The following is a 24,548-nucleotide window of genomic DNA, read 5'->3' on the forward strand; positions in this document are numbered from 1 at the left end:
ATGCACCAACAAGAGGGAACGACGATGAAATTCATGCTGACCGACCGCAAGCTGCACCCGAAGGCCAAGCCCGTCGCCGACGATTTCAGGAAGGGGGGCATCAACCGCCGCGAATATTTTGCGCTCATGGCCGGCCTCGGCGTCAGCGCCGCCGGCGCTTTTGCCCTGGGCGGCATCGTCCCGACGCCGGCCCGCGCGGCGGAACCGAAGAAGGGCGGCGTGCTTCGTGTCGCCATGAACGTCAAGGGGTTCAAGGACCCGCGCACCTTCGACGGTGTCGAAATGTCCAACGTCGCCCGCCACTGCAACGAATATCTGGTGCGCTGGAACACCGACTTCACCTTCGAGCCCTGGCTGCTGGAAAAATGGGAGATGAGCGACGACGCCAGGACGCTGACGCTGCATGTCCGCAAGGGCATCACCTGGTCGAATGGCGACGCCTTCAACGCCGACGATGTCGTCCACAACCTCAACCGCTGGTGCGAGGCCGGTGTGGCCGGCAATTCGGTCGCCGCGCGCATGGGCGCGCTGGTCAACGCCGACACCAAGAAGGTGGTCGATGGCGGCATCGAGAAGGTCGACGACTACACGATAAAACTCAATCTGCCGAAGCCCGACATCTCGTTGATCGCCGGCATGGCCGACTATCCGGCGCTGATCATGCACCGCTCCTATGATGGCAATGGCGATCCGCTCAAGGCGCTGGCCATCACCACCGGCCCTTGCGAACTGGTGAAATGGGACGCCGAGACGGGTGCCGAGGTGAAGCGCAAGGACAAGCCCTGGTGGAAGGGCGACTTCTACCTCGATGGCATCCAGTGGATCGACTACGGCTCCGACCCCAACGCCATGCTGTCGGCCTTCGAATCCGGCGAGATCGACACCGACCACGAAACCGCCTCCGATGCCGTGTCGCAGACCGAGAAGATGGGGCTGAAGAATTCCGAGATCGCCACCGGCTCCACCATCGTCGCCCGCTTCAATGTCTCCAACGCGCCCTATGATGACGTCAAGGTGCGCCGCGCCGCGCAGCTCGCCGTCGACAATTCCGCCGTGCTGAAGCTTGGCCTCGACGGCCGCGGCAAGCCCGCCGACAACCACCATGTCGGCCCCATGCACCCCGAGTATGCCGATATCGGCCCGGCCCGGCGCGACGTCGAGGCGGCCAGGAAGCTGATCGCCGAGGCCGGCAAGGCGGACCATGAATATGAGCTGATCTCGGTCGACATCGAATGGCAGAAGAGCACGGCGGATGCGATTGCCGCGCAGATCCGCGAGGCCGGCCTCAAGATCAAGCGCACCGTGCTGCCCGCCGCCACCTTCTGGAACGACTGGAGCAAGTTCCCCTATTCCTGCACCGAATGGCTCGGCCGCCCGCTCGGCGTCCAGGTGCTGGCGCTGGCGTATAAATCGGGCGCGGCCTGGAACGAAAGCGCCTATTCCAACAAGGAGTTCGACGAGCTGCTCGACAAGGCGCTTGCCATGCCCGATCCTATCAAGCGCAAGGAGATCATGGCCGGCATCGAGAAGAATTTACGCGATTCAGGCATCATCATCCAGCCCTACTGGCGCTCGGTCTACCGGACCTACCGCAAGGGCATCGAAGGCTGCGAACAGCACCAGGCGCTGGAGCAGCACTTTGAAAAGGTCTGGATTGAGAGTTGAGACTGAGCGCGGCCTAGGTTTCCTCGCCCCCACGAATGTGGGGGAGAGGTGGCCCGGCAAAGCCGGGACGGAGCGGGGGGCGACATCCGCGAAGAAGCCATGTGAGGTTTAGGGCTCCCACTGTCGCGCGTCTCCCCCAGACGTCGTGCCGCCCCTCACTGTCCTGCCGGACATCTCTCCCCGTAAACGGGGCGAGAGGAGCTGACCGCAACGCCGGCACCTTTTCTGCACGTCAGCGGTTGGCGAAGGCCGCGATTACAGCGCCCCTCTCCCCGTCCCTATACGGGGAGAGGATGCCGGCAGGCAGGTGAGGGGCGGCGCCGACATTCGTCATGCTGCTGCACGCGCTGTTGCGGATTTTGAGCAGCGCCAGCGCTCTCACCGCGCCGGCCTCACCAGCGCCCAGATCCAGCCGGCGAAGGTCGCCACCAGGAACAGATAGCCGGCGGCGGGCAGGGGCTAGGAGGTCGGCAGCAGCGGCGTGCTCCCCCGGACGTCGCGCCGCCCCTCACTGTCCTGCCGGACATCTCTCCCCGTATAGGGACGGGGAGAGAATAGCTGGCCGCAACGCCGGCTCCACCTTTCAACGTTGGTGATTGGCGAAATCAGCGACGAGCGCCCCTCTCCCCGTCCCTATACGGGGAGAGGATGCCGGCAGGCAGGTGAGGGGCAGCGCCGACATTCGTCATGCTGCTGCACGCGCTGTTGCGGATTTTGAGCAGCGCCGACATGGTCTCACCGCGCCGGCTTCACCAGCGTCCAGATCCAACCAGCAAAGGTCGCCACCAGGAAGGGATAGCCTACCGCGGGCAGCGGCGACGAGGTCGGCAGCAGCGGCGTGCCCCACAGCACCATGCCCACCGAGGCCAGGAACAGCGCGGCGGCGACGAAGGCGGTGAACCGCATCCACAGCGCGAACGTGCTGGGCATGCTGACCATGATCAGCGCCGCCGCCCACAGCGAGATGCCGCCGACATAGGAAGGCACGCTGGCCTCGATCCCCGCCGCATTGCCGGCCAGCAGCAGGCTTTCGCCGGCCAGAAAGGTCAGGAAGCCCGCGGCCACGCAATCATTGCCCAGCCGCTGGTATTTCATGGTGAGCAACGCCGTCGCCACCACCAGCGCCACGCCGTCGATCGCCCACAGCGTTTCGCGCAGCGGAGCGTTCGCGACGAAGGTGCCGGCAAGGCCGAAGATGCCGCCGATGGCGAGGCCGAGAGAGGCGGTGGTGTCTAGAGTACGCATCTGATATCTCCCAATCAAAAGGATGCTGTAGGATAGGTGATCGTGAAGGCGGATAACTTCCGCGAAGAACTTGAAGCGAGCAGCATGGTAGCTTCAGAGTTGGAAGGTCGCCCTTCGGCTGGCCGAGATGTGGCCAGATGGTACCATCTGGCCACCTTTCGTCTCGCCGACCGAAGGGGCGCTCTCGACTCGACCAAGAGCGATACCCTAGTTTGCGCGGCAATACCTGTAGGCGGCGGCGCATGAAAAAATTGGTCCTGTTCATTCTCGGCTTGACGCTGGCGGCGACGCTTTTCGCCGCCGACGCGGCGACGCTGGTGCCGCCGGGAAACCGAAATGCCGAGCAGCCCGATATTCCCGGCGCCTCCAGCCCGGCGCACGCAAGCGACCAACACCACCTTCCAGGCGAAGTATCGCAAGGTCTATGCGCTGCTGCAGAACGACGCCGATCTGCGCGGCAAGATCAAGAAGGCAGCAAGCGCCTATGGCATCGATCCTATGCATATTGTCGGCGCCATCGTCGGCGAGCACACCTATAATGTCGACGCCTACGACCGGCTGCAGACCTACTACGTCAAGGCGATCTCCTATCTCTCCAGCAAACTGTCCTTCGCTTATGACGGCGAGGATGTCAGCGATTTCGTACAGCGGCCGGAATTCAAAAAATGCGGTGCAATCTCGGACAGCTACGATCTGTGGGAATGCCGTGAACAGGTCTGGAACCATTCGTTTCGCGGCAAGACCCGTCGGCGGCGAGGATTTCCCCGACAACCGCTTCGGCGCCACTTTCTTCCAGCCCTACTATGCTGGCCAGACCTTCGGCCTCGGCCAACTCAATCCGCTGACCGCCTTGCAGATGAGCGATCTCGTGCACAAGGTGTCGGGCCTGCCGAAGCTCGACGTCGGCGATCCCAACTCGGTCTACAAGACCATCATGGATCCGGACCTGACGCTGCCTTATGTCGCCGCGACGATCAAGAAATCGATCGATGCCTACAAGAGCATTGCCGGCTTCGACATTTCGGGCAATCCGGGGCTGACCGCCACGCTCTACAATGTCGGCAATCCGGAGCAGCGCGCCTATGCGCTGAAGGCGGAAAACGACAAACGCCGCGCCGCGGGCGAGCCGGAAAAGCTGCCGGAAGAGAATTATTATGGCTGGCTGGTCAACGACAAATTGGACGAGCTTAGGGCGTTGTTTTAGGCACCTCACACCCCTAGCATGATACGTCGATGGTAGTTATTGGCCGATGGCAAAATCGAATCGATCGTCGACCGAGGTAGAGTCAGGATAAACTTTCGCCAGCCGCGCCCGCGTTATCTCAATATACTCCGGGTTCATGTCGCCCAGCACGGCTACGCGACCTAGGCGCTTACAAACTGCGCCCGTTGTTCCGGAGCCGCACATTGGATCGAAGACCAAATTTCCCTCCACCGTCGCCATTAGGATAAGGGATTTGTAAATGGACTCTGGCTTTTGTGCCGGATGACCAGTTTGTTCGGACCGCCCCACAAAACCAATATTTAATGCCGCTTCCAGAACGCTCGCTGGCCCGGGCATGTACCGGAGTTTACCCTCCCGCAACTTCTCAAGCTGAACTTCGTTCAAGAAATGTTGAGGATACATGGCCGCATCCTCGGTTCTAAGATGAAGGCAAGCCTGCTGCGAAGACCTCCATCCTCGGATTACAGACGGATTGTTTTTGTAATACCATGTTAGCCAACATTCCAACTTGTGGGTTTTAGGTATAAACGGCAGAAACGTCGCGACTATCTCGGGGAACCCCCACAGGTAAACATGATCACTGAACCGGCAAAGCCGAATCAATATTTCTTCGATAAATGATAAATAATCGTCGCGAGTCCCTCCCAGACCCTTGTTGTACCAAGGGTCCAATATGCTCACGTTTGCACGTTTTCCTGTTCTCTCAAATTCAGCGATAGAGTCAAAGACGTCCATCGGACTTAAAATGTCTATCACTTAATCTCTCTTTCTTGCCACAAGCCTATGGTAATCTAGCAAGAACTGCAAAGCCTCGGCTTTTTGCTTAGTGCTTGCATGTTGCAGGATTCCTAACAAGTTGATTTTTCCGCTAGCCCCGTCCCAGTAGTTCTTCTTAGTTACTTGGTGTCGTCCACAAAGGGCCTGCCATTGTGCAGGATTGGCAGGGTCGATGTCAGGGTTGATCGAGTGAGGGCTCAAATGGTCTGGCGTTAACCGTACAGTGCCTCCGCCAATCGGATCAATGTCTCCGTTGGCTAATCCACAAGGTTGCCCATCCTCCATCCATTGGCACCTACCCTTGGCCAATTTCAACACAGAATCCCAGCACTCACGTGTTGGCATAACGCGCTTAGCCGCAGTAGGTCGCCTTCCGGGGTGCGGCATGACATACTCCGAAGGCGAAAGCACTTTCCAATCCTTCTGCGCAAGGATCGTATATCCTTTGTCCGTGCGAAGTTCTGACAGTCGTTGGTGCCAATTTTCTGGGACTCGGCCTGAAATCGGATCCGTTGCAACCTCGATAATACGCTCGCGTGTCACAACTAGTCCTATATTATTCAAAAACAACGCTTCTAGTCGCGCTGAGATTGACTTCTCTTTATATACTCGCTTATCGCTGCTGTATATTTTCTCAGCGGGTATACCAGCTGTCATTTGAGAAGCTCCTTCGGCTGCAGTCCGAGAGCTTTACAAATCCTGAAAAGTAATTTGAGAGACGGATTGCGGTCTCCGCGCTCTACTCCACCCAGATAGGAACGATCGATCCCGATGAGAGCAGCAAATTCCTCTTGAGAATAACCCCTCTCGCTCCTTAACAAGCGAAGGGCGGCACCGAATCTAGCTAGCTCCTCATCGACCATCCTCAGATGGCAACCGGTTGCGGGCTATCTGTCCACGGTTCAAATGTACCAAATGTGGGGTACTTTCCGTTTGCCTCGATGCTTGCAGCTAAAATTAGCTTACGGAGCGGAGATCAATCCCCCATCTTCAGCGCCTGGATAAACGCTTCCTGCGGGATATCCACCTTGCCGAACTGGCGCATCCGCTTCTTGCCCTCTTTTTGCTTGTCCAAGAGCTTGCGCTTGCGCGAGACGTCGCCGCCGTAGCACTTCGCCGTCACGTCCTTGCGCAGCGCCGAGATGGTTTCGCGGGCGATGACCTTGCCGCCGATCGCGGCCTGGATCGGGATCTTGAAGAGGTGGTGCGGGATCAGCTCCTTCAGCTTCTCGACCATCTGGCGGCCGCGCTTTTCCGCCGCCGTGCGGTGCACCAGCATCGACAGCGCGTCGACCGGCTCCTCGTTGACCAGGATCGACATTTTTACCAGGTCGCCCTCGCGGTAGTCGGTCAGGTGATAGTCGAAGGAGGCGTAGCCCTTGGAGATCGACTTCAGCCGGTCGTAGAAGTCGAAGACGACCTCGTTGAGTGGTAGATCGTAGGTGAGCATGGCGCGTTTGCCGACATAGGAGAGGTCGACCTGAATGCCGCGCCGGTCCTGGCAGAGCTTCAATATGCCGCCGAGATAGTCGTCGGGCGTCAGGATGGTGGCGCGGATCCATGGCTCCTCGATGGCCGAGATCTTCACCACGTCGGGCATGTCGGCCGGGTTGTGCAGCTCCTTCATCGAACCGTCATTGAGCAGCAGCCGGTAGACGACGGAAGGCGCCGTGGCGATGAGGTCGAGGTTGAACTCGCGCTCCAGCCGCTCCTGGATGATTTCGAGATGTAAGAGGCCTAGGAAGCCGCAGCGATAGCCGAAGCCGAGCGCGGCGGAGGTTTCCATTTCATAGGAGAAGCTGGCGTCGTTGAGACGCAGCTTGCCGACGGCGGCGCGCAGATCCTCGAAATCGGCGGCGTCGACCGGGAACAGGCCGCAGAACACCACCGGCTGCGCCGGCTTGAAGCCCGGCAGCGCATGCGCGGTCTGGCGCTTGTCCTCGGTGATGGTGTCGCCGACGCGGGTGTCGGCCACTTCCTTGATCGAGCCAGTGAAGAAACCGAACTCGCCGGGGCCAAGCTCCTCGACATTGACGCGGGCGGGCGTGAACACGCCGGTGCGCTCGACCAGGTATTTGGCGCCGGTGCCCATCATGCGGATGGTCTGGCCCTTCCTCAGCACGCCGTCGATGATGCGCACCAGGACGATGACGCCGAGATAGGCGTCGTACCAGCTGTCGACCAGCATGGCCTTCAACGGCGCGGTGGCGTCGCCCTCGCGCGGCGGCGGCAGCTGGTGGACGATGGCTTCCAGCACGTCGGGAATGCCAAGACCGGTCTTGGCCGAGATCAGCACGGCGTTGGAGGCGTCGATGCCGATCACCTCCTCGACCTGCTCGCGGATGCGCTCGGGCTCGGCGGCCGGCAGGTCGACCTTGTTCAGCACCACGACGATCTCGTGGTTGTTGTCGATCGCCTGGTAGACATTGGCGAGCGTCTGCGCCTCGACGCCCTGGGAGGCGTCCACCACCAGCAGCGAGCCCTCGCAGGCGGCCAGTGACCGCGACACCTCATAGGCGAAGTCGACATGGCCGGGCGTGTCGATGAGGTTGAGGATATAGTCCTCGCCGTTCAAGGCACGGTATTTCAGCCGCACGGTCTGCGCCTTGATGGTGATGCCGCGCTCGCGCTCGATGTCCATCGAGTCCAGCACCTGCTCCTTCATGTCGCGCGCCTCCAGCCCGCCGGTCAGCTGGATCAGGCGGTCGGCAAGCGTGGATTTGCCATGGTCGATATGGGCGACGATGGAGAAATTGCGGATGTGGTCGAGGGGCGTGCTCATGCCGGGCGCTTTAGCAGGGGCGGCAATCGGCGGCAAGGCTTGCGGCGCAAGGGCTGCCCTGGCGATCACGAAGCGGTGAGCATTGCCGGAAAAATCGAAAATCCGGGCCTGACGGCCTGGGATGCATAAATTTTAAATGATCGCATTAGACCTTGGTTGTCGGCGGCATGGTATTCGCACGGCCGCTCATGTGTTTCGGGGGGTCAGAAATGCGCAATGTTGCAAGCGGGTTTGCCCGCTCCCGCAGCGGCTCCATCATGCCGCTGTTCTTCCTGTGTACGGTGCCGCTGATCACCGTCGCCGGCTTTGCCGTCGATTATACGTCGGCCGTACAGATCAGGTCCAATCAGCAGCAGGCGCTGGATGCCGCGATCCTGTCGATCACCACCATGGATACCGCCTCGACGCTGCCGCAGCGCCAGCAGGTGCTGCAGGATACCTTCCTTGCCAACGGTGGACAGGGAACCGCGACGCTGAACAGCTTCGTGGCTGGCACCACCGCCACCGCCACCACCGCGCGGGCCACGGCAAGTTTCGCCATGCCCACCGTTTTCATGACCATCGCCAGGATTGACACCGTACCGATCGCCGTCGCCTCGGCGGTCAGCAAGCCGCCGTCGCTGGTGCAGGCGAACTTTAAGGTAACCGGGGCGTCGGGCTGGTGGAACAAGACGATGACGCTCTACGGCACGCAGTTAGGGGCGACGGTGGCCAAGCCGCTGATGACGATCGACTACACCTATGGCAAGACCGGAGATCCGAAAGGCTATGGCACCACCACCACCAGCGTCCTGACGACCGATTCAACCGGCAAGACCGTCACCACGGTGGCCCAGAAGCAGGTCTGCACCGTCGGCAACAACCCACCCGCCGGCGTGACCCTCAAGCAGGATGCGAGCGGCACGAAATATTACTGTGTCGATACGATGTACCCGGCCAACGGCGCCGGCGCGTCAATCGACGTCAGCCAGATGGGTGGCCTCTACATGCAGATGTATGTGCCATCGGGGAAGCCGCAATATCTCACCACGAATGATCCGACCACCTCCAACCGGCTCTATATCGACGGCGTCGAAGTGCCGACCGGGCAAAAGGTCGACATCTTCTCCGCCGTCCCTTGCAACCAGTCCAGCAACCAGGCCTGGGAAGACGGCGGCAGTCCGGTGCCGGCGCCAGTCTCCAATGCGGACTTCTTCTACACCGTCTCCGGCAAGTGCGACTTCAACCAGCGGCCCTCGAACACGGCGCTGACGCAGTAAGGCGAAACCATTCGTGCAGCGTCTTTCTCCCCGTCACTATACGGGGAGAAATGCCCGGCAGGGCAATGAGGGGCAGCGCTGCCTTCTGCGTCTGTAAACAGACTTTGCCATCGGAAAATTCTTCCGGGGTGGCCAAAGCCGGACGTTGGCGCTGCCCCTCATCCGCCTGCCGGCACCTTCTCCCCGTATAGTGACGGGGAGAAGGACCCTGTACGGCACAGCGACGCACGAGAACATCACGAACCGGTGAGCTCTGTAACGAAGCCGCAAATGGCGGCGAAGTGGGGATATGACCGGCGCAACGGAGCGCCGTCCCCCACGGAGCAAGCCGATGTCGCAGTCCAGACGCAGCAAATTCATCGCATTGTCCGGCGCGCTTGCGCTCGCGGCCACGCTCGGGGCGGCGCAAGCCCAGCCGCTCACCGTGGTCGAGCTGTTCACCAGCCAGGGCTGCTCGTCCTGCCCGCCGGCCAATGCCAATCTCATCAAGGTCAAGGACCAGCCCGGCGTTCTGGCGCTGTCCTTCAACGTCACCTACTGGGATTATCTCGGCTGGAAGGACACGTTCGGGAAGCAGGAGTTCACCCAGCGCCAGGTTTCCTACGAGCCGCCGCTTGGCCATGACGGGCCGTTCACGCCGCAAGTGGTGGTCAACGGCCATGCCGATGTCGTCGGCGCCGCACCGGGCGAGATCGAACATCTGATCACCGCCACAGGCAAGACCGGCGGTCCGTCGCTGTCGCTCGACGGCGGCAAGGTCGTGATCGGCGCCGGCCCGGCCCCGGGCGGCAAGGCCGATGTCTGGCTGGTGCGCTATGCCAGGGGCGTCGTCCAGGTGCCGGTGGCGCGCGGCGAAAACACCGGCCGCACCTTGCCGCACGCCAATGTCGTGCACTCGCTGAAGAAGATCGGCAGCTGGAGCGGCGATGCCGCCACCTATGCGCTGCCCGCGGCGTCCGGCGGCCTCAGCACGGCTGTGCTGGTGCAATCGCCGGGCGGCGGCCCGATCCTGGCCGCCACCACGAACTAGCAACCACACTTTCAAACGAGATTGCGCGACGCCGCCGTTGCGGCGCCGCCAATGCCGGTGGCTGACAGAGCCGCCATCCCCCTCAACGACCAAAGCCAAGGAGACCATCATGACCGTTCTTTTCCGCCTGACGCTGCCCGCGCTCGCCCTCGCCCTCTGCTCGACGGCGCTGCTGGCCGGCGGCATCGCCCGCGCCGACGACGCCACCAACGCCATGAAGCCGGCCACGGACGCGATGGCGCCGGCGGCGGACGCGATGAAACCGGCAACCGATGCCATGAAGCCGGCTGATCCGATGGCCACCGACGCCATGAAGCCCGCGACGGATGCCATGAAACCAGCCGACGCGATGAAGCCCGCCGATGCCATGAAGCCGGCGACGGACGCGATGAAGCCGGCGGACGCGATGGGGGCGACGGCTCCGGCCAACTAGGCCTTGGGCCACAGCTCCCCGCCGTCCCTGGCCATGGCCGTTCCTGTCCAAGGTCAGGGGCGGTCATTTTACCCGGGATGCGGGCGCGCCGACGCACACGAATGTGAGCTTCCGCCGTAACTCGTGCATCGCGCCGACCTATCCGATCCAATAGACTGATCCCTGTGGAAGCCATGAGGAGTGCAACCATGACCAATATCAAGAACCGTTCGACCGGCCTTGTCCGGGGCGCGCTGGCCGCGCTCGTCCTGGCCGCCGCCGGCGCCGCCTTCTGGCTGACGCCGGCTGTTTCCGCCGAGGACGCGGTGAAAATCCCGCCGCCGGCGATGGACGAAAAGGCCGCTGGCGGCACCGAGACGGCGATCTTCGCCGGCGGCTGTTTCTGGGGCGTGCAGGGCGTGTTCCAGCACGTCAAGGGCGTCGCCAGGGCCGTCTCCGGCTACACTGGCGGCTCGAAGGAAAACGCCGTCTACGAGACGGTCGGCACCGGCCGCACCGGGCATGCCGAATCCGTAGAGATCACCTATGACCCTTCGAAGGTCACTTACGGCCAGCTGCTGCAGGTCTATTTCTCGGTCGCCCACAACCCGACGCAGCTCAATTACCAGGGACCGGACTCAGGCACCCAGTACCGCTCGACGATCTTCGCCGAAAACGACGCGCAGAAGAAGATTGCGGAGAGCTACATCGCCCAGCTCGACAAGGCCAAGGTGTTCCCCGAGCCGATCGTCACCACGCTGGAGACGGGCAAGACCTTCTATCCGGCCGAGAACTACCACCAGGACTTTTTGACGCTGAACCCGACCTACCCCTACATCGTCTACAACGACCTTCCCAAGGTGGCGAACCTGAAGACGCTGTTCCCGGCGCTGTACAGTGAAAAGCCGGTTTTGGTGCTGTCGGCGAGCAATTGAGTATAGTCTCCCCCCTCGAGGGGGAGATGTCGCCGAAGGCGACAGAGGGGGTCGGTGCGCGTGAAGCGCTAACCTTCCGCCGCCGCAGGAGGCCGAACCCGGTCGAGCCGACCCCCTCTGGCCTGCCGGCCATCTCCCCCTCAAGGGGGGAGAGCCGCTCTCAATCATAGGTCAGATCGGTCGCCTTGCCGCCGAACACACGGTAGGCATAGAACGAAGAGAAGATGATGATCGGCAGCACCACCACCGTGCCCACCAGGATGATGGCCAGGCTTTCGGGCGCCGACGCCGCCTGCCAGATGGTCAACCGGTCGGGCACCACGAACGGGTAGAACGACCAGGCGAGGCCGGCAAAGCCCAGCACGAAGATGCCGGCCAGCGTCAGGAACGGCGTCAGCGCATGGCGGTCGTCTGGCCTGGGCAGGTGGAAGGTCTGCCGCCACAGCCACAGGAACAGCAGCGCCGACAGGATCGGTAACGGCGACAGGTACAGCATCTCGGGCCAGACGAACCATTTGTCGAAGATGCGCGGGCTGGCGAAGGGTGTCGCCAGCGACACGGCCGCCATGCCGAGCGCGGTCAGCACCAGGGTGGTGCGCAGCCAGCGCACCGCCTTCCTCTGCAGCGCGCCTTCGGTCTTGTAGATCACCCAGGCCGCACCCATCGCCGCGTAGGCGGCTGCCAGGCAGAGCGCCACCAGCACGCCGAACGCCACGCCGCCCGGGCCGACATCGAGGCCGAGCACATAGACGCCCAGCATATAGCCCTGTGCCAGCGAGGCGATGACCGAGCCGAGGAAGAAGATGCGGTTCCAGCGGTGCTTGCGCTCGGTCGGCACCTTGGCGCGGAAGTCGAAGGCGACGCCGCGCAGGATCAGCCCGACCAGCAGCACGAAAACCGGAATGTAGAGCGCGGTCAGGATGACGCCATGCGCCATCGGGAAGGCGACCAGCAGCAGGCCGACGGCCAGCACCAGCCAGGTCTCGTTGGCGTCCCAGAACGGACCGATCGCCGCGATCATCGTGTCCTGCTCGGTGTCTTCCGCCGCGGCGAACAGGATGCCGATGCCGAGATCGAAGCCGTCGAGAATGACGTAGATCAGGATGGCGAGGCCCATCAGGCCGGCGAAGATCAGCGGCAGCAGGGTTGGCCAGTCGTAGGTCATCTTTTTCTCCTCACCGCCAGAGCCGTTCTGTCGCGATACGTCTATCTCCGAGGCGTTCGCTTGCGCCCGATTGTTCGAAATCAGCGCCGCCCCTCATCGCCCTGCCGGGCACTTCTCCCCGTATAGGGACGGGGAGAAGGGGGCTGGCCGCAATGTTGGCTACCTTCTTGCAACGCCGGTGATTGGCGGAAGCGGCGATGACAGCGCTCCTCTCCCCGTCCCTATACGGGGAGAGGATGCCGGCAGGCAGGTGAGGGGCGGCGCGGACCCGCGAGGAAGGCATGTTCACTCCCCTGCCGCCGGCTGCGACAGCGGCGCGTTGAGAACACCCGGCAGCGGCGAGGTGTCGCCATCATTGGCCGCCTTCAGCGCCAGGTGCACCAGCACGCCGAGATAGGCGATCAGCAACAGCACGTAGAGAATGAGATAGACGGCGAGCGTCAGCGCGACATGGCTGCCCGCCACCGGGCCGACGGCGTCGGCGGTCTTCAGCACACCCGTCACCAGCCAGGGCTGGCGGCCGATCTCGGTCGTGTACCAGCCGGCCAGCGTCGCCAGCCAGCCCGACAGTGCCATCGGCACCATCAGCAGGGCGAGCGGCTTCGGCAGGCGGTGCCGGCGCTTGAGGAAGAAGGCCGCCGACCAGGAAACGGCAAGCATCAGAAGACCGGTTCCGACCATGATGCGGAAACTCCAGAAGATGGGGAAGACCGGCGGATGGTTGCCCGGAAAATCGTTCAGCCCCGGCACGACGCCACTGGCGCTGTGCCGCAGGATCAAGCTTGCCCCGTCGGGAATGGTCACCTCGAACCGGTTCTCCTTCGCCGCCTCGTCGGGCAGGGCGAAGAGCACCAGCGGCACGTTGGGGCCGGTGGTCCAGTTGGCCTCCATGGCGGCGATCTTCTGCGGCTGATGCTCCAGCGTGTTCAGCCCGTGCTGGTCGCCGGCCAAGATCTGGATCGGGATCAGGATCGCGGCGGTGAAGACGCCGGTGCGCAACGCCTTCCACATCGATTCCGACCGGTCGCCATTGAGATAGCGCAGCGCCGACAATCCCGCGATCAGGAACGAAACCGTCAGGCCTGAGGCGAGCAGCATGTGGACCAGGCGATAGGGCATCGAGGGGTTGAAGACGACAGCCCACCAGTCGACCGCATGCGCCTTGCCGTCGACCATCACGAAGCCGGCCGGCGTCTGCATCCAGGAATTCAGCGCGATGATCCAGAAGGCCGAGACCGTGGTGCCGCCAGCCACCAGCACGGTGGCCAGAGTGTGGGTGCGGTTCGACACGCGGCGGAAACCGAACAGCATGATGCCGAGGAAGGCCGCCTCGAGGAAGAAGGCGGTCAGGATCTCGTAGGCGAGCAGCGGCCCGGCGATGTTGCCGACATGCTCCATGTAGCCCGGCCAGTTGGTGCCGAACTGGAAGCTCATGGTAACACCCGAGACCACGCCCATGGCGAAGGACAGAGCGAACACCTTCACCCAGGTGAAATAGGCACGCATCCAGGCGGAATCGTTGGTCGCGTTGTAGCGCAGCTTGAAGAACAGCAGCACCCAGCCCAGCGCAATGGTGATCGTCGGAAACAATATATGGAACGAAATATTCGCGCCGAACTGCATGCGCGAAAGTATGAGCGGGTCCATGACGGGCTCCGGCTGCTGTAATACTCGCGAAGGATAGGCCCGAAGCGGCTTCAGGTCAAAGCGGCGTCCTGCCGCGAGGCCGAACGCCACAGGACAATTTTGCCGGTTGCAAGCGACGCATTTTCGGCCGGTCCCCAAGCCTCGATGTCGAGAACTGTCAGCAGCGCCATTGACTTCCGGTTGCATGAAACGACAACAGGCCTATATCAGGGGACCTCTTTCAGGCAGCCGTTTCAGACATGCCCTCCATCCTGTCCATTTCCGGGGTCTCCAAGACCTACACCACTGGCTTTACGGCGCTCAAGGAAGTCAATCTCGACATCCGGCGCGGCGAGATCTTCGCGCTGCTCGGCCCCAACGGCGCCGGCAAGACGACGCTGATCTCGATCGTCTGCGGCATCGTCAACCGCTCCTCGGGCACCGTCACCGTCGACGGCCATGACATCGGCCGCGATTACCGCGCCGCGCGCAGCCTGATCGGGCTGGTGCCGCAGGAACTGACCATCGACGCCTTCGAGACGGTCTGGGCAACGGTCAACTACAGCCGCGGCCTGTTCGGCAAGCCGGCCAACCCGACCTTTGTCGAGAAGGTGCTGCGCGACCTGTCGCTGTGGGACAAGAAGGACGCCAAGGCGATCACCCTGTCGGGCGGCATGAAGCGGCGGCTGATGATCGCCAAGGCGCTGTCGCACGAGCCGCGCATCCTGTTCCTCGACGAGCCGACGGCAGGCGTCGACGTTGAGCTGCGCCAGGACATGTGGGCGATGGTGCGACGGCTGCGCGAGGACGGCGTCACCATCATCCTCACCACCCACTATATCGAGGAAGCCGAGGCGATGGCCGACCGCGTCGGCGTCATCAACAAGGGTGAGATCATCCTGGTCGAGGGCAAGGCGGAGCTGATGCGCAAGCTCGGCCGCAAGCAGATGACGCTGGAGCTGCGCGCGCCGCTGGACAGTGTGCCCGACGGGCTCTCGCACTACGCGCTGGAGCTCGCGCCAGACGGCAGCCAGCTCACCTATACCTATGACAACCAGAGCGACCGGCCGGGCGTCGCCTCGCTGATCCGCGATCTCGAAGCGGCCGGGATCCAGTTCCGCGATCTGGACACCAAGAACAGCTCGCTGGAAGAGATCTTCGTCAATCTCCTGAGGCAAGAGCCATGAACCTGCGCGCTGCCATGAACCTTCGTGCGGCCCCCAATCTTCGTGCTGTATGGGCGATCTACCGGGTGGAGATGGCGCGTGCCTTCCGCACCGTGCTGCAGAGCATCATCTCGCCGGTCATTTCGACATCGCTCTATTTCGTCGTCTTCGGCTCGGCCATCGGCTCACGCATCACCGAGATCGACGGCATCAGCTACGGCGCCTTCATCGTGCCGGGCCTGATGATGCTGTCGCTCCTGACGCAATCGATCTCGAATGCGTCGTTTGCCATCTACTTCCCGAAATTCGTCGGCTCGATCTATGAATTGCTGTCGGCGCCGGTCTCCTATCTGGAGATCATCATCGCCTATGTCGGCGGTGCTGCGACCAAGTCGATCCTGCTCGGCCTGATCATCCTGGCGACCGCGGCATTGTTCGTGCCGCTCAGGATCGAGCATCCGTTCTGGATGGTCGCTTTCCTGGTGCTGACCGCGGTGACGTTCAGCCTGTTCGGCTTCATCATCGGCATCTGGGCCAAGACCTTCGAACAGCTGCAGCTGGTGCCGCTTCTGATCGTCACGCCGCTGACCTTCCTGGGCGGCAGCTTCTATTCGATCCACATGCTGCCCGGCATCTGGAAGACGATCACGCTGTTCAATCCGGTGGTCTACCTGATCAGCGGGTTCCGCTGGAGTTTCTACGGCAAGGCCGACGTCTCCGTCGGCGTCAGCCTCGGCATGACGCTGGTCTTCCTGGCCGTCTGCATCGCGATCGTCGCCTGGATCTTCCGGACCGGTTACCGGCTAAGAAACTGACGCTGCTTCGCAGAAGCCGGTTCCCGCAGACGTCAAATAGCCTTGACCAGCCGCAGCAAGCCCAGCATCTCGATATAGGCGCCCTCGCGGAAGGCGATGTAGACCGGCTCTTCCACGCCATGGAAGCGTCGCTTGAACGCCGCCTGGCCCTGCAGGTTGAACCTGCGGCGGTTGACCCAGGGCGAGTCGTAGGCGCGCTGGAAGGTGTTGCGCCAGAACGCGCTTTCGGCAAATCCGCTTGGTCCTATATCGACCAGTGGCGACAGGCCAAGCGTGACCACGGAAGCACCCTCTTCGCGAAACCGGTCGACGGCGAATTTGGTCAGCCCGATCTCGGCATGCGGCGAGGCATCGACATGCTTGCGCTTGAACGCGGTGGTGTAGCCGATCAACTTGCCGTCGGCGAACAGCGGGTCGAAGTCGAGCAGCGCGATCAGTTCGCCATCGGGACCGTGCAGCACGAACCGGCGCATGTCGGTGCCGAGCTGATCGTAAAACGGTCGGTTGAGAAAACCCATCTCCCAGCGCTTGACGATGCGGTCGCCGCGCCAATTTTGGGAGAGCCGGGCGATCTCGTCGAGAAAGATGGTGCGTTTGTCCTCGTCGAAGGAAAACCCCTTCTTCAACAGCCAACGCTCGGAATAGCGCACCGTTTCGTTGCGCTTGCCGGAAAAGTCGTGCCCGGGTAGCGGCAGGCGAGTGTCGATGCCCAGCCGATTGATCTTGTAGCCGAGCCCGGCCAGCACGCGTGCGGTCTCCTCGCCGATCTGCACGAACCACGGGTCGCCGGCGGTCTCGACAAAGCGCCTGATGTAGTCGGGCCGGCGCGCCGGCGCCGCCACTGGGTCGCCGAGCGCGAAATGATGCCTCATCTTGGTGCCGAAGGCGATGTAGCCATCGGCGTCGCCAAAGTAGGAAAGCTTGCCCTGCACGGCAGTGGAATAGGCGAGCGAGAAGTCGCCATGGCGACGGACCATCGCCAGCCGTTCGACATGCGTCAGCGTCTGGCGCTCGACCTTCGGCGAGGCACCCTCGAGGATATTGTCGAAATAGATACGCAAGGAGGGCATGGTCGATTCCGCGTGCCGTGTGTGGCGCTGCGTGTCCCAAGGACCAGCAAGCCACGCCGTGGCGTCTGATTTTTCGCGGGAAGCCGAAAACGATCGTGGTTTCGAATTCCTGCGTCGGTAACGAGATCCTCCACCTCGAATCAATCACATTGCCGCGACCTGATTATCGCCGATGCCGCCCATATGCCATATAGGACTGTATCTAATCGGACAGAAGCGGGTAATCTGCCCATGTCATTGTTTTGACCGCATTTCCGCGATCCGCTGTTTCCGGCTGGGGCGGAATGCTTCGGCGCAGGGCTTGCGCGACCGGCACCGATCCGCTGTGTGGGTCCGCGCGCGATCAAACGGTTACAGCGTCCTGCCAGTTTGCGGGATGCCGCGGCGGTTGAATGGGTTTTGAGAGTGAATGGCTGATACGGCGACCGGAACAATGGCGGAGCAGTTGGTGGCGGTCGAGCCGGCGATCGTCGTTGGCGCCGGCGCCGCCGGATTGGCCGTCGCGCAGGCGTTGATCAAGGCTGGTGTGCCGACGGCGATCCTCGAAAAGGAGAGCCGGCTGGCCGAGCCCTGGCACCGGCGCCACCAGCAACTGCATCTCAACACCCATCGCGATCTGTCGGCGCTGCCCGGCCTTGCCTTTCCCAAGGGTACCCCAGCCTTCCCTCCCAGGAAGGTCGTTATCCGCCATATGAACGATTTCCGTGAGGCGAACCGGCTGCCGGTGGAGTTTGGCGTCGCCGTCGAGACCATCATGTTCATGGGCGACCACTGGGCGGTGCGCACCAGCGCCGGCTCGCGCCTCGCACGTCATATCGTTGTCGCCACCGGCCGCGACAGGGAGCCTTTCACGCCGCATTGGACGGGCATGCAGGCGTTCACGGGCCGGATCATCCATTCGGCGGATTTTGGCGACGCCAACACCTATGCCAGCAAGAAGGTGCTGGTCGTCGGCGCCGGCAATTCGGGCTTCGATGCCCTCAATCATCTGGCGGGCGTCGATACGGCGGCTCTATGGCTGTCGGCCCGCAACGGCCCCGCCCTTCTGCCCAAGCGGATCGGCAAGATCGCCGTGCACCGGCTCTCGCCGCTCATGGCGCGCTTGCCGCTGCGTGTTGCCGATGCGGTGATGGCGCTGACGCAGCGCCTGGTTTTCGGCGACCTCACCAAATTCGGCGTGCCGCCCGCGCCGGCGGGCGGCGCCAGCCGCCTGACCTCGGACTACACTGCGATCGCCGCGGACGACGGCGCCGTCAGCGCCATCAAATCGGGCAAGATCGTCGTGGTCCCGGCAATAAGGGAGTTCACCCCGGACGGCGTGATCCTGGCCGATGGCAGACTGATCGATCCCGACATCGTCATTGCCGCGACGGGCTATCGCACCGGGCTGGAGCGCATGGTCGGCAGTCTTGACGTGCTCGACGGCAAGGGCGTTCCGCTCTTCAACGGCGCTGAAAACGATCCGAAACTGCCCGGCCTCTGGTTCACCGGCATGCGGCCGAGCATTCGCGGCTGTTTCGCCAACGCCGCCATATTGGGCAAGGCGATCGCCGGCCGGATCGCCGGCTCCCGCCATCCATTCGGCGCGTCGCGCTGATCCGGGCCCGGGGAGCCGGCAACCGGGCGCGCGATCTCGCGCGCCTCGGGGGGTTCTGGATGCACGTCGCGCCGGCGGCAGGCCTCGTCGAACACGCGTTGCAAGGTGGCCATTTCGGCGGGTTTGAGCAGGCCACGGTCATGGACAGATTTCGGCATGGCGACGGTCTCCCTCGACAGGACCTGGGGCGCCACGTGTAAATTGCCGGTCTTTCCCGAGGCTTGAGCAAACTCCATGCGAAAGAGGAGGGGCTTCGGATCCCGAACCCCTCCTTCAGAGTTTTCAGCTGAACTCAGACGGCGATCTTGCCGCCGCCCTGTTTGGTGATGACGACGACCGCCGGCCGCACCGGCATTTCGGGCTTGAAATCGGGCCAGCGTGTCGACGGATCCTCATAGTAGGAGGGGCGGCCAAAGGCTTCCCAGTCTTCGCCGCCATCGCCCGGATGCTGGACGGCAACGAAGGCGGTCTGGTCGTCGGGCGCAAACAGCGGGCCGCACATTTCGGCGCCGATCGGCACGCGGAAGAACAGTTTCGAGGTCGCGCGCGCCGCGCCTTCGGTGTCGACCGCCCACAGGCCGTCGGTGCGGCCGGTGGCCTTCGGGCCCTGGCCGTCGGTGGCGACCCACAGACGTCCGGCCGAATCGACCGCGCAATTGTCGGGCATGCCGAACCAGCCATTGGCCGTCGTCGCGGTCGAGAAGGTGGCGCCGACATCGGCGACGGAATGATCGCCGCATTTCAGCAGCACTTCCCACTTGCCCTTGGTGGCGGCGAAATCGCCGTCGCTCTCTGATATCTCGATGATGTGGCCAAAGGCGTTCGCGGCGCGCGGGTTGGCGGCATCGAGCTGGTCGGCCTTGCGCTTGGAGTTGTTGGTCAGCATGACATAGACCTTGCCGTTGACGGCATTGGGCTGGATGTCTTCTGGCCGGTCCATCTTGGTTGCGCCGAGCAGGTCGGCCGCGCGGCGCGTTTCGATCAGCACATCGGCCTGGCCGGCAAAGCCGTTTTCGGCCGTCAGCGGGCCTTGGCCGAAGACGATCGGCAGCCATTCCACCGTGCCGTCCTCGGCGAATTTGGCGACATGCAGCGTGCCGTCGTCAAGCAGGTCCTTGTTGGCCAAGCGGTCGCTGGCGTTGAAGGTTCCCTTGGTGACGAATTTGTAGACATAGTCGAAGCGCTCGTCGTCGCCGAGATAAAAGACCACGCGGCCGTCCTTGGCGACGATCGATTCGGCGCCCTCATGCTTGAAGCGGCCCATGGCGGTGCGCTTCTTCGGCGTCGAATTCGGATCGTCGACGTCGACCTCGACGACCCAGCCGAAACGGTTCGGCTCGTTCGGCTCCTTGGCGAGGTTGAAGCGGTCGTAATGCGCGCCCCACTCATAGGCGCCTTCCGGGATGCCGAGGCGCTTGTAGTTGGCCGCTTCCTTGTGGCCCTCCGGCAGTTCGCCGGAGAAATAGCCGTGGATGTTCTCCTCGGCCATGACATAGGTGCCCCAGGGCGTGACGCCGCCGGCGCAGTTGTTGACGGTGCCGAGAACCTTCGTGCCGGATGGGTCGGCATTGGTCTTGACGCGGTCATGGCCGGCGACCGGTCCGGACAGCGCCATTTCGGTGCTGGAAGTGATGCGGCGGTTCAGCTTGCCGTCGCGCACCACTTGCCATTTGCCCGACACCTTGCGGATCTCGACGATCGTGCCGCCATGTGCCGCCATCTCGACATCGACCTGCTCTTTGCTCAGCGGTGCGACCTCGGCTGCCTTCTTGCCGTCCTTCTCGACGATCTTGACGATCCCGGGGAACATCAGATGCGGGTTGGTGTATTCGTGATTGACGACCAGCAGGCCATGCTCGGCGGAGCTCTCGATCGGGATGTAGCCGACATAGTCGTTGTTGTAGCCGAACTGTTTTGCCTGGGCCTCGGCCGACTGTTTGGTCGGATCGAATTCCGGCGAATCGGCGAACAGCGGGTCGCCCCAGCGCAGCAGCACGTCGGCGTCATAGCCCGGCGCGACATGGTGCTTGTCGTCGATGCCGGCCTCAAGCTCGTCGAATCTGAAGGCGGAGCCTTCCGCGGCGCGGGCGTCGTCCGCGGCGATCATGGCCAGCGGACTGACGGTGGCGGCGATCGCCGAGACCGCGAGCGACCCCTTCAGGAAACCCCGGCGCGAGAACCGCGCGGCGATAATCTCGCCCATGGTGCGGTTGTCGGTGGGGTTGATGGCCGGTCCTTCGTTTTCCTCGAGCAGACTGGTGCGGAATCGGGCATCGGAGAAGCGCTGTTCGGTCATGCGGGCTTGCCTCTGGCTGTTGGAGTCGCTGGAGCTTGGGTGCCTGTTCGACGCCTTACAGTCGGCTGATCACATTTTCGTGACATTATGCCTGTTCTGGTGCTTGCCTGGTGCAGGGTGTTCACTCGAATCTCGGACTTTGGTCCGAGCTTGCGCTTGCAAAGGTCCTGGAGGACAACCGCAACGGTCGGAGGCCGCTTCCGGCTACTACGTCTTTCGGCGATGTTGGCTGCAACGTTGAGGGTGGGCGCGCCGGCTCAATCGACGGAGACCAGGATGCGAAGATCGATCACGACCCGCTGTTTCCGGTTGGCGCTCGGATCGGCATCCGCGCTGGCGCTGACCATCGCTCCCTATCACATTGCCTTTCATGGTTTCGCTCCCGGCCTCTACGCTGCCAGCGCACAGGCCGGCAAGGGCGGCGGGAACGGCAACGGTGGTAACGGCGGCAATGGCAACGGCGGGAACGGCGGCAACAGTGGCGGCGGCAACAGCGGGAATGGCAACGGCAACAGCGGGAATAGCGGCAACAATTCAGGAACGGGTAGTGGTGACGACGGTAGCGGCAATCCAGGATCCGGCACCGGCCAGAACGACCAGGGCGCCAGCAGTCACGTCAATACGGCGACCGGCGACAAGGTCGACGTGGATGGCAAGAAGATCATGGTCCAGCATCCGGACGGCATAACGGAAAAGATCGAGAACGGCCGTTTCAGGATGGAGGATGCCCTCGGTCGCACGATCATCGACCGCCGGGTTACGCCGGCCGATATCAGCCGTCTCAAGGCCTTGTGAGGCTGGCCAACAGGCAACGGTCAGTTTCGCATGTCACCTCCGCCGCCCCCGGCGGAGGTGACCTCTTTTTTGACCGGCCTCGCGCGGTTTCCCGTATCGCGATCGCTATGGGCGGTTCCTGTCGCGGTCGCGAAACTCGCGCATCATGAGGGCCGCTTCCGTGCGGTTTCGCACGTTGAGTTTCGACAGCACCCCGGTCATGTGGTGTTTGACTGTCTTTTCCTGCAGATCCAGCCGCAAGGCAACTTCCTTGTTGCTGAGCCCCTCGGCCACCAGCCGCAGGATTTCCGTCTGCCTCCCGGTGAGTTGCCGCAGGCGGTCCGTCGTGCCGTCGGCCGGCTGCAGGGACTGGAGATCGGAAAGCAGCCGGGCCGACAGCGTCGGTGAAAGATAGCTCTCGCCGGCCGCCACATTGCGCAGGATATCGGCGAGCGCGCGCGATCCGATACCTTTGAGGACATAGCCGCGCACCCCTGCGTTCAGGGCCTTGGTCACATCGGTATTGGCCTCTGAAACGGTCAGCATGACGATCTTCTGGGCAGGATGGTCGGCGAGGATGTTTGCAACCGCCGCCAGTCCGCCGCCCGGCATGGAGATGTCGAGCAGCAATATGTCGGGCCGCACCGTCGAAGCGAGGCGTTCCGCATCCTGCGCGGTCGCGCCCTCGCCGACCATTTCGAAGCCTCCGATCTCCGACAGGCTGCGCGTCACACCTTCGCGAAAAAGCGGATGATCATCGACAATGGCAATGCGAATAGCGCCAATCATGCTTGCTCCTCGACCGACAAACTGATCACCAACCGCGTGCCTTGCGGCCCGCTCAAGGTCTCGAACTGGCCGCCAATGCTCTCGACCCGTTCCCGCAGGCCAGCGAGCCCCAGCCCCTCCGCCCGCGCCGGATCGAAGCCTGGTCCGCCATCCGAAACTTCCACGAAAAGCCTGCCATTTTTCATCTCGGCACGCACCACCTGATCTTTGCCCTGTCCGTGGCGATAGGCGTTGTTCAGCCCTTCCTGCACGAAACGATAGATACTGATCTTCTCAGAGGCGCCGGGCTCGGGCAAATGTCCAGGCAATTTGAGCGTCACCGAGGTTCCCGTCCGGCGCTCGTGTTCGTTGACGGCCAGCCGCAATATATCCGTGGTAGCGGCCGTCTCTATCTGCGGCAGCACGAGGCCGGTGCAGATGCCGCGTATTTCGCGCATCGCATCCTCCAGCGTCTTGCGGATCATCGCGACCTCGGTCGAGCGGCTTTCGCCCCAGTGGCCGTCGCCGGAAAACACCGGACTGTCCATGCGCAGCGCCGCCAGGGCCACGAGCTGGGCCGGACCGTCATGGAGGTCGGCGCCGATCCGGCGCAGATATCTTTCGTTGAGCGCGGTCGCGCGGCGCGACGCCCGCTGCACGCGGTGGCGCAAGGCGCTGTTCTGCGCCACCAGGCCTTGCAGCTCGGACACCTGGCGGCGCAGCGCCCCGCGCTGATCGTCGATGGTGCGGCTGCCGCGCAGGACGATGCCAGACAGCAGCAGGAACGCCGTCAAGGTGGTGCCGGCCACGATCAGCCAGCTCGACAGCAGGGCGGAAGCCAGCGTGGCTTTGAAATCGCCCGCAACCTCGAAGAATTCGGTGACGGCCACCACGTCGCCGGACCAGGGTTCGCGCACCGGATTGTAGATCTCCAGCAGCGGTACGCCGACAGCCTGCTCCTTGCTTTCATTGCCATCGAACGTGTCGAGTTGGGCGGTGACGCTGCCTTGGAATGCGGAACGCAGATTGTCGCTCAGATCGAAGCGGCGGCCGATCAAGGCCGCGTTCTTCGCATAGAGCACGGTGCCGTCGCGCCGCCAGAGCCTGAACGACACAAGGCGTTTGCCGAGCGCGCCCTGGCCAAGGGTCTCGTCGAGCGCCTGCTTGACGGACTCGCTCAGCTCCTCGCTCTTGCGCAGGTCCGGCAGCAGTGGCGCGATCACGCTGTCCACATAAAGTGCGGTCGTGGCGGCCGAATTGCGGATGACGCCGTCCCTGATTTGCATCGTCACCCAGAAGCCCACCACCAGCATGATGGCCAGAAGGCCAAAGCCGCCGGCAACGAGGAATTGCACGGCAAGGGAAAGCTCGCTCCAGCGCCGCGCCAAGTTCTGAAGAATACGAATCATCGGCTCCTGGCCACCCCCTCTATCAACAGGCCGGGCGGTGGCTGCACATTGAGCTTCAGCCTTGCCCTTGCCAAGACCTTCGTTCGAACGACGTCGCTTGACGTCCTGGCGCGCTTCGGAAACAAGAGCCGCGACACACATGGCGGGCACCGCTTCGAGGGGGATGGGACGTGAGTTTCTCGGGACTGCTCCAGCTTGGCTTTTCAACGGTGATCTTCCTTTTGGCGGCAACCGCCGCCAAGCAATGGGGATTGGCGCCGAGCCTGGGCAAGATCCTGCTGACCCTGGCGCTCTATTCGCTGGGCAACCTGATCATGCTGCGGCTTATCCGCGAATTCGGCATGTCGGTGTCGTTCAGCCTATCGGCGGTCATCCAGCTGGTCTCGGTCAACGTCGTGGCGCTGCTGTTCTTTGGCGAGCGCGTCAACGCGTTGCAGGCGACCGGCATCGTGCTGGCGGTTGCCGCCGTGGCGCTGATCACGCTCGGGCCCTATCTGCAGGGGCGATGATCAAGATGAAGACGGCGACACAG

The 24,548-nt window shown here is 63.0% G+C and carries 20 protein-coding genes and 1 pseudogene; 11 read left to right on the forward strand and 10 right to left on the reverse strand.

The features are described from left to right. Nucleotides 1–24: 24 nt before the first annotated feature. A complete protein-coding gene (locus FJW03_RS24210; RefSeq protein ID WP_140767347.1) occupies nucleotides 25–1,665 on the forward strand; it encodes an ABC transporter substrate-binding protein in 1,641 nt (546 codons plus the stop codon). Nucleotides 1,666–2,400: 735 nt separating this feature from the next. Here the strand turns inward: FJW03_RS24210 and FJW03_RS24215 are convergent. Further along, nucleotides 2,401–2,910, reverse strand: a complete 510-nt coding sequence (locus tag FJW03_RS24215; RefSeq protein ID WP_140767346.1) for a hypothetical protein — start codon at nucleotides 2,908–2,910, stop codon at nucleotides 2,401–2,403. Nucleotides 2,911–3,152: 242 nt separating this feature from the next. Between FJW03_RS24215 and FJW03_RS24220 the strand changes: the two are divergent. Next, nucleotides 3,153–4,114: pseudogene (locus tag FJW03_RS24220) on the forward strand (DUF1402 family protein). A gap of 36 nt (nucleotides 4,115–4,150) precedes the next feature. On the opposite strand, the gene FJW03_RS24225 reads toward FJW03_RS24220, so the two are convergent. The 3 genes from FJW03_RS24225 to lepA all read right to left on the reverse strand — a co-directional run bounded on the left by FJW03_RS24225 (nucleotide 4,151) and on the right by lepA (nucleotide 7,694). Continuing rightward, nucleotides 4,151–4,891, reverse strand: a complete 741-nt coding sequence (locus FJW03_RS24225) for a site-specific DNA-methyltransferase (RefSeq protein WP_140765671.1) — start codon at nucleotides 4,889–4,891, stop codon at nucleotides 4,151–4,153. 674 nt (nucleotides 4,892–5,565) lie between these two features. Further along, nucleotides 5,566–5,775: a helix-turn-helix domain-containing protein gene (locus tag FJW03_RS24230; protein WP_140765675.1), complete on the reverse strand. Its 210-nt coding sequence runs from the start codon at nucleotides 5,773–5,775 to the stop codon at nucleotides 5,566–5,568. A 113-nt stretch (nucleotides 5,776–5,888) separates the two neighbouring features. Then, nucleotides 5,889–7,694 carry a translation elongation factor 4 gene (lepA, locus tag FJW03_RS24235; RefSeq protein ID WP_140765677.1) on the reverse strand — a complete coding sequence of 602 codons (1,806 nt, stop codon included), beginning with the start codon at nucleotides 7,692–7,694 and terminating at the stop codon, nucleotides 5,889–5,891. A 209-nt stretch (nucleotides 7,695–7,903) separates the two neighbouring features. On the opposite strand from lepA, the gene FJW03_RS24240 reads away from it, so the two are divergent. The 4 genes from FJW03_RS24240 to msrA all read left to right on the forward strand — a co-directional run bounded on the left by FJW03_RS24240 (nucleotide 7,904) and on the right by msrA (nucleotide 11,330). Next, nucleotides 7,904–8,953: a TadE/TadG family type IV pilus assembly protein gene (locus FJW03_RS24240; protein ID WP_140765679.1), complete on the forward strand. Its 1,050-nt coding sequence runs from the start codon at nucleotides 7,904–7,906 to the stop codon at nucleotides 8,951–8,953. 331 nt (nucleotides 8,954–9,284) lie between these two features. Then, nucleotides 9,285–9,983 carry a DUF1223 domain-containing protein gene (locus FJW03_RS24245; RefSeq protein WP_140765681.1) on the forward strand — a complete coding sequence of 233 codons (699 nt, stop codon included), beginning with the start codon at nucleotides 9,285–9,287 and terminating at the stop codon, nucleotides 9,981–9,983. Nucleotides 9,984–10,092: 109 nt separating this feature from the next. Continuing rightward, on the forward strand, nucleotides 10,093–10,416 hold the full coding sequence (locus tag FJW03_RS24250) for a hypothetical protein (protein WP_140765683.1): 324 nt from the start codon (nucleotides 10,093–10,095) through the stop codon (nucleotides 10,414–10,416). A 188-nt stretch (nucleotides 10,417–10,604) separates the two neighbouring features. After that, the gene (msrA, locus tag FJW03_RS24255) at nucleotides 10,605–11,330 is read left to right on the forward strand and encodes a peptide-methionine (S)-S-oxide reductase MsrA (protein WP_140765685.1); all 726 of its coding nucleotides are present in this window, start codon (nucleotides 10,605–10,607) and stop codon (nucleotides 11,328–11,330) included. A 160-nt stretch (nucleotides 11,331–11,490) separates the two neighbouring features. Here msrA and FJW03_RS24260 read toward each other — a convergent pair whose 3' ends face one another. After that, on the reverse strand, nucleotides 11,491–12,495 hold the full coding sequence (locus FJW03_RS24260) for a cytochrome d ubiquinol oxidase subunit II (protein WP_140765687.1): 1,005 nt from the start codon (nucleotides 12,493–12,495) through the stop codon (nucleotides 11,491–11,493). Between the two features lie 285 nt (nucleotides 12,496–12,780). Beyond that, a complete protein-coding gene (locus FJW03_RS24265; protein WP_140765689.1) occupies nucleotides 12,781–14,142 on the reverse strand; it encodes a cytochrome ubiquinol oxidase subunit I in 1,362 nt (453 codons plus the stop codon). A gap of 239 nt (nucleotides 14,143–14,381) precedes the next feature. Here FJW03_RS24265 and FJW03_RS24270 point away from each other — a divergent pair, with 239 nt between their 5' ends. Both FJW03_RS24270 and FJW03_RS24275 read left to right on the forward strand, forming a co-directional pair. Then, on the forward strand, nucleotides 14,382–15,308 hold the full coding sequence (locus FJW03_RS24270; RefSeq protein WP_140765691.1) for an ABC transporter ATP-binding protein: 927 nt from the start codon (nucleotides 14,382–14,384) through the stop codon (nucleotides 15,306–15,308). A gap of 14 nt (nucleotides 15,309–15,322) precedes the next feature. Continuing rightward, a complete protein-coding gene (locus FJW03_RS24275) occupies nucleotides 15,323–16,102 on the forward strand; it encodes an ABC transporter permease (RefSeq protein WP_140699207.1) in 780 nt (259 codons plus the stop codon). Between the two features lie 32 nt (nucleotides 16,103–16,134). Here FJW03_RS24275 and FJW03_RS24280 read toward each other — a convergent pair whose 3' ends face one another. Beyond that, nucleotides 16,135–17,172: a phosphatidylglycerol lysyltransferase domain-containing protein gene (locus FJW03_RS24280; RefSeq protein ID WP_140765693.1), complete on the reverse strand. Its 1,038-nt coding sequence runs from the start codon at nucleotides 17,170–17,172 to the stop codon at nucleotides 16,135–16,137. Between the two features lie 409 nt (nucleotides 17,173–17,581). Here FJW03_RS24280 and FJW03_RS24285 point away from each other — a divergent pair, with 409 nt between their 5' ends. Next, complete coding sequence (locus FJW03_RS24285; RefSeq protein WP_140765695.1) at nucleotides 17,582–18,769, forward strand: flavin-containing monooxygenase; 1,188 nt, start codon at nucleotides 17,582–17,584, stop codon at nucleotides 18,767–18,769. A 292-nt stretch (nucleotides 18,770–19,061) separates the two neighbouring features. Here the strand turns inward: FJW03_RS24285 and FJW03_RS24290 are convergent, their stop codons facing one another. Then, nucleotides 19,062–21,065: a PhoX family protein gene (locus FJW03_RS24290; RefSeq protein WP_140765697.1), complete on the reverse strand. Its 2,004-nt coding sequence runs from the start codon at nucleotides 21,063–21,065 to the stop codon at nucleotides 19,062–19,064. 276 nt (nucleotides 21,066–21,341) lie between these two features. On the opposite strand from FJW03_RS24290, the gene FJW03_RS24295 reads away from it, so the two are divergent. Then, entirely contained in the window at nucleotides 21,342–21,860 is a 519-nt protein-coding gene (locus FJW03_RS24295) for a hypothetical protein (protein WP_140765699.1), read from the forward strand. Nucleotides 21,861–21,965: 105 nt separating this feature from the next. Here the strand turns inward: FJW03_RS24295 and FJW03_RS24300 are convergent, their stop codons facing one another. Next, entirely contained in the window at nucleotides 21,966–22,628 is a 663-nt protein-coding gene (locus FJW03_RS24300; protein ID WP_140765701.1) for a response regulator, read from the reverse strand. After that, complete coding sequence (locus FJW03_RS24305; RefSeq protein WP_140699177.1) at nucleotides 22,625–24,016, reverse strand: sensor histidine kinase; 1,392 nt, start codon at nucleotides 24,014–24,016, stop codon at nucleotides 22,625–22,627. The genes FJW03_RS24300 and FJW03_RS24305 overlap by 4 nt, the downstream gene beginning before the upstream one ends. 170 nt (nucleotides 24,017–24,186) lie before the next feature. On the opposite strand from FJW03_RS24305, the gene FJW03_RS24310 reads away from it, so the two are divergent. After that, the gene (locus FJW03_RS24310) at nucleotides 24,187–24,525 is read left to right on the forward strand and encodes a hypothetical protein (RefSeq protein ID WP_140699180.1); all 339 of its coding nucleotides are present in this window, start codon (nucleotides 24,187–24,189) and stop codon (nucleotides 24,523–24,525) included. Nucleotides 24,526–24,548 lie beyond the last annotated feature (23 nt).

Source organism: Mesorhizobium sp. B4-1-4, assembly GCF_006439395.2.
Classification (GTDB): domain Bacteria; phylum Pseudomonadota; class Alphaproteobacteria; order Rhizobiales; family Rhizobiaceae; genus Mesorhizobium.

What these genes read in the sequence shown, in the direction of transcription:
- FJW03_RS24265 (WP_140765689.1), bottom strand. Translation starts at nt 14,142, where the DNA reads ATGGACCCGCTCATACTTTCGCGCATGCAGTTCGGCGCGAATATTTCG.
- FJW03_RS24280 (WP_140765693.1), bottom strand. Translation starts at nt 17,172, where the DNA reads ATGCCCTCCTTGCGTATCTATTTCGACAATATCCTCGAGGGTGCCTCG.
- FJW03_RS24285 (WP_140765695.1), top strand. Translation starts at nt 17,582, where the DNA reads ATGGCTGATACGGCGACCGGAACAATGGCGGAGCAGTTGGTGGCGGTC.
- FJW03_RS24230 (WP_140765675.1), bottom strand. Translation starts at nt 5,775, where the DNA reads ATGGTCGATGAGGAGCTAGCTAGATTCGGTGCCGCCCTTCGCTTGTTA.
- FJW03_RS24215 (WP_140767346.1), bottom strand. Translation starts at nt 2,910, where the DNA reads ATGCGTACTCTAGACACCACCGCCTCTCTCGGCCTCGCCATCGGCGGC.
- FJW03_RS24240 (WP_140765679.1), top strand. Translation starts at nt 7,904, where the DNA reads ATGCGCAATGTTGCAAGCGGGTTTGCCCGCTCCCGCAGCGGCTCCATC.
- FJW03_RS24210 (WP_140767347.1), top strand. Translation starts at nt 25, where the DNA reads ATGAAATTCATGCTGACCGACCGCAAGCTGCACCCGAAGGCCAAGCCC.
- lepA (WP_140765677.1), bottom strand. Translation starts at nt 7,694, where the DNA reads ATGAGCACGCCCCTCGACCACATCCGCAATTTCTCCATCGTCGCCCAT.
- FJW03_RS24250 (WP_140765683.1), top strand. Translation starts at nt 10,093, where the DNA reads ATGACCGTTCTTTTCCGCCTGACGCTGCCCGCGCTCGCCCTCGCCCTC.
- FJW03_RS24300 (WP_140765701.1), bottom strand. Translation starts at nt 22,628, where the DNA reads ATGATTGGCGCTATTCGCATTGCCATTGTCGATGATCATCCGCTTTTT.
- FJW03_RS24275 (WP_140699207.1), top strand. Translation starts at nt 15,323, where the DNA reads ATGAACCTTCGTGCGGCCCCCAATCTTCGTGCTGTATGGGCGATCTAC.
- FJW03_RS24260 (WP_140765687.1), bottom strand. Translation starts at nt 12,495, where the DNA reads ATGACCTACGACTGGCCAACCCTGCTGCCGCTGATCTTCGCCGGCCTG.
- FJW03_RS24290 (WP_140765697.1), bottom strand. Translation starts at nt 21,065, where the DNA reads ATGACCGAACAGCGCTTCTCCGATGCCCGATTCCGCACCAGTCTGCTC.
- FJW03_RS24305 (WP_140699177.1), bottom strand. Translation starts at nt 24,016, where the DNA reads ATGATTCGTATTCTTCAGAACTTGGCGCGGCGCTGGAGCGAGCTTTCC.
- FJW03_RS24245 (WP_140765681.1), top strand. Translation starts at nt 9,285, where the DNA reads ATGTCGCAGTCCAGACGCAGCAAATTCATCGCATTGTCCGGCGCGCTT.
- FJW03_RS24270 (WP_140765691.1), top strand. Translation starts at nt 14,382, where the DNA reads ATGCCCTCCATCCTGTCCATTTCCGGGGTCTCCAAGACCTACACCACT.
- FJW03_RS24295 (WP_140765699.1), top strand. Translation starts at nt 21,342, where the DNA reads ATGCGAAGATCGATCACGACCCGCTGTTTCCGGTTGGCGCTCGGATCG.
- msrA (WP_140765685.1), top strand. Translation starts at nt 10,605, where the DNA reads ATGACCAATATCAAGAACCGTTCGACCGGCCTTGTCCGGGGCGCGCTG.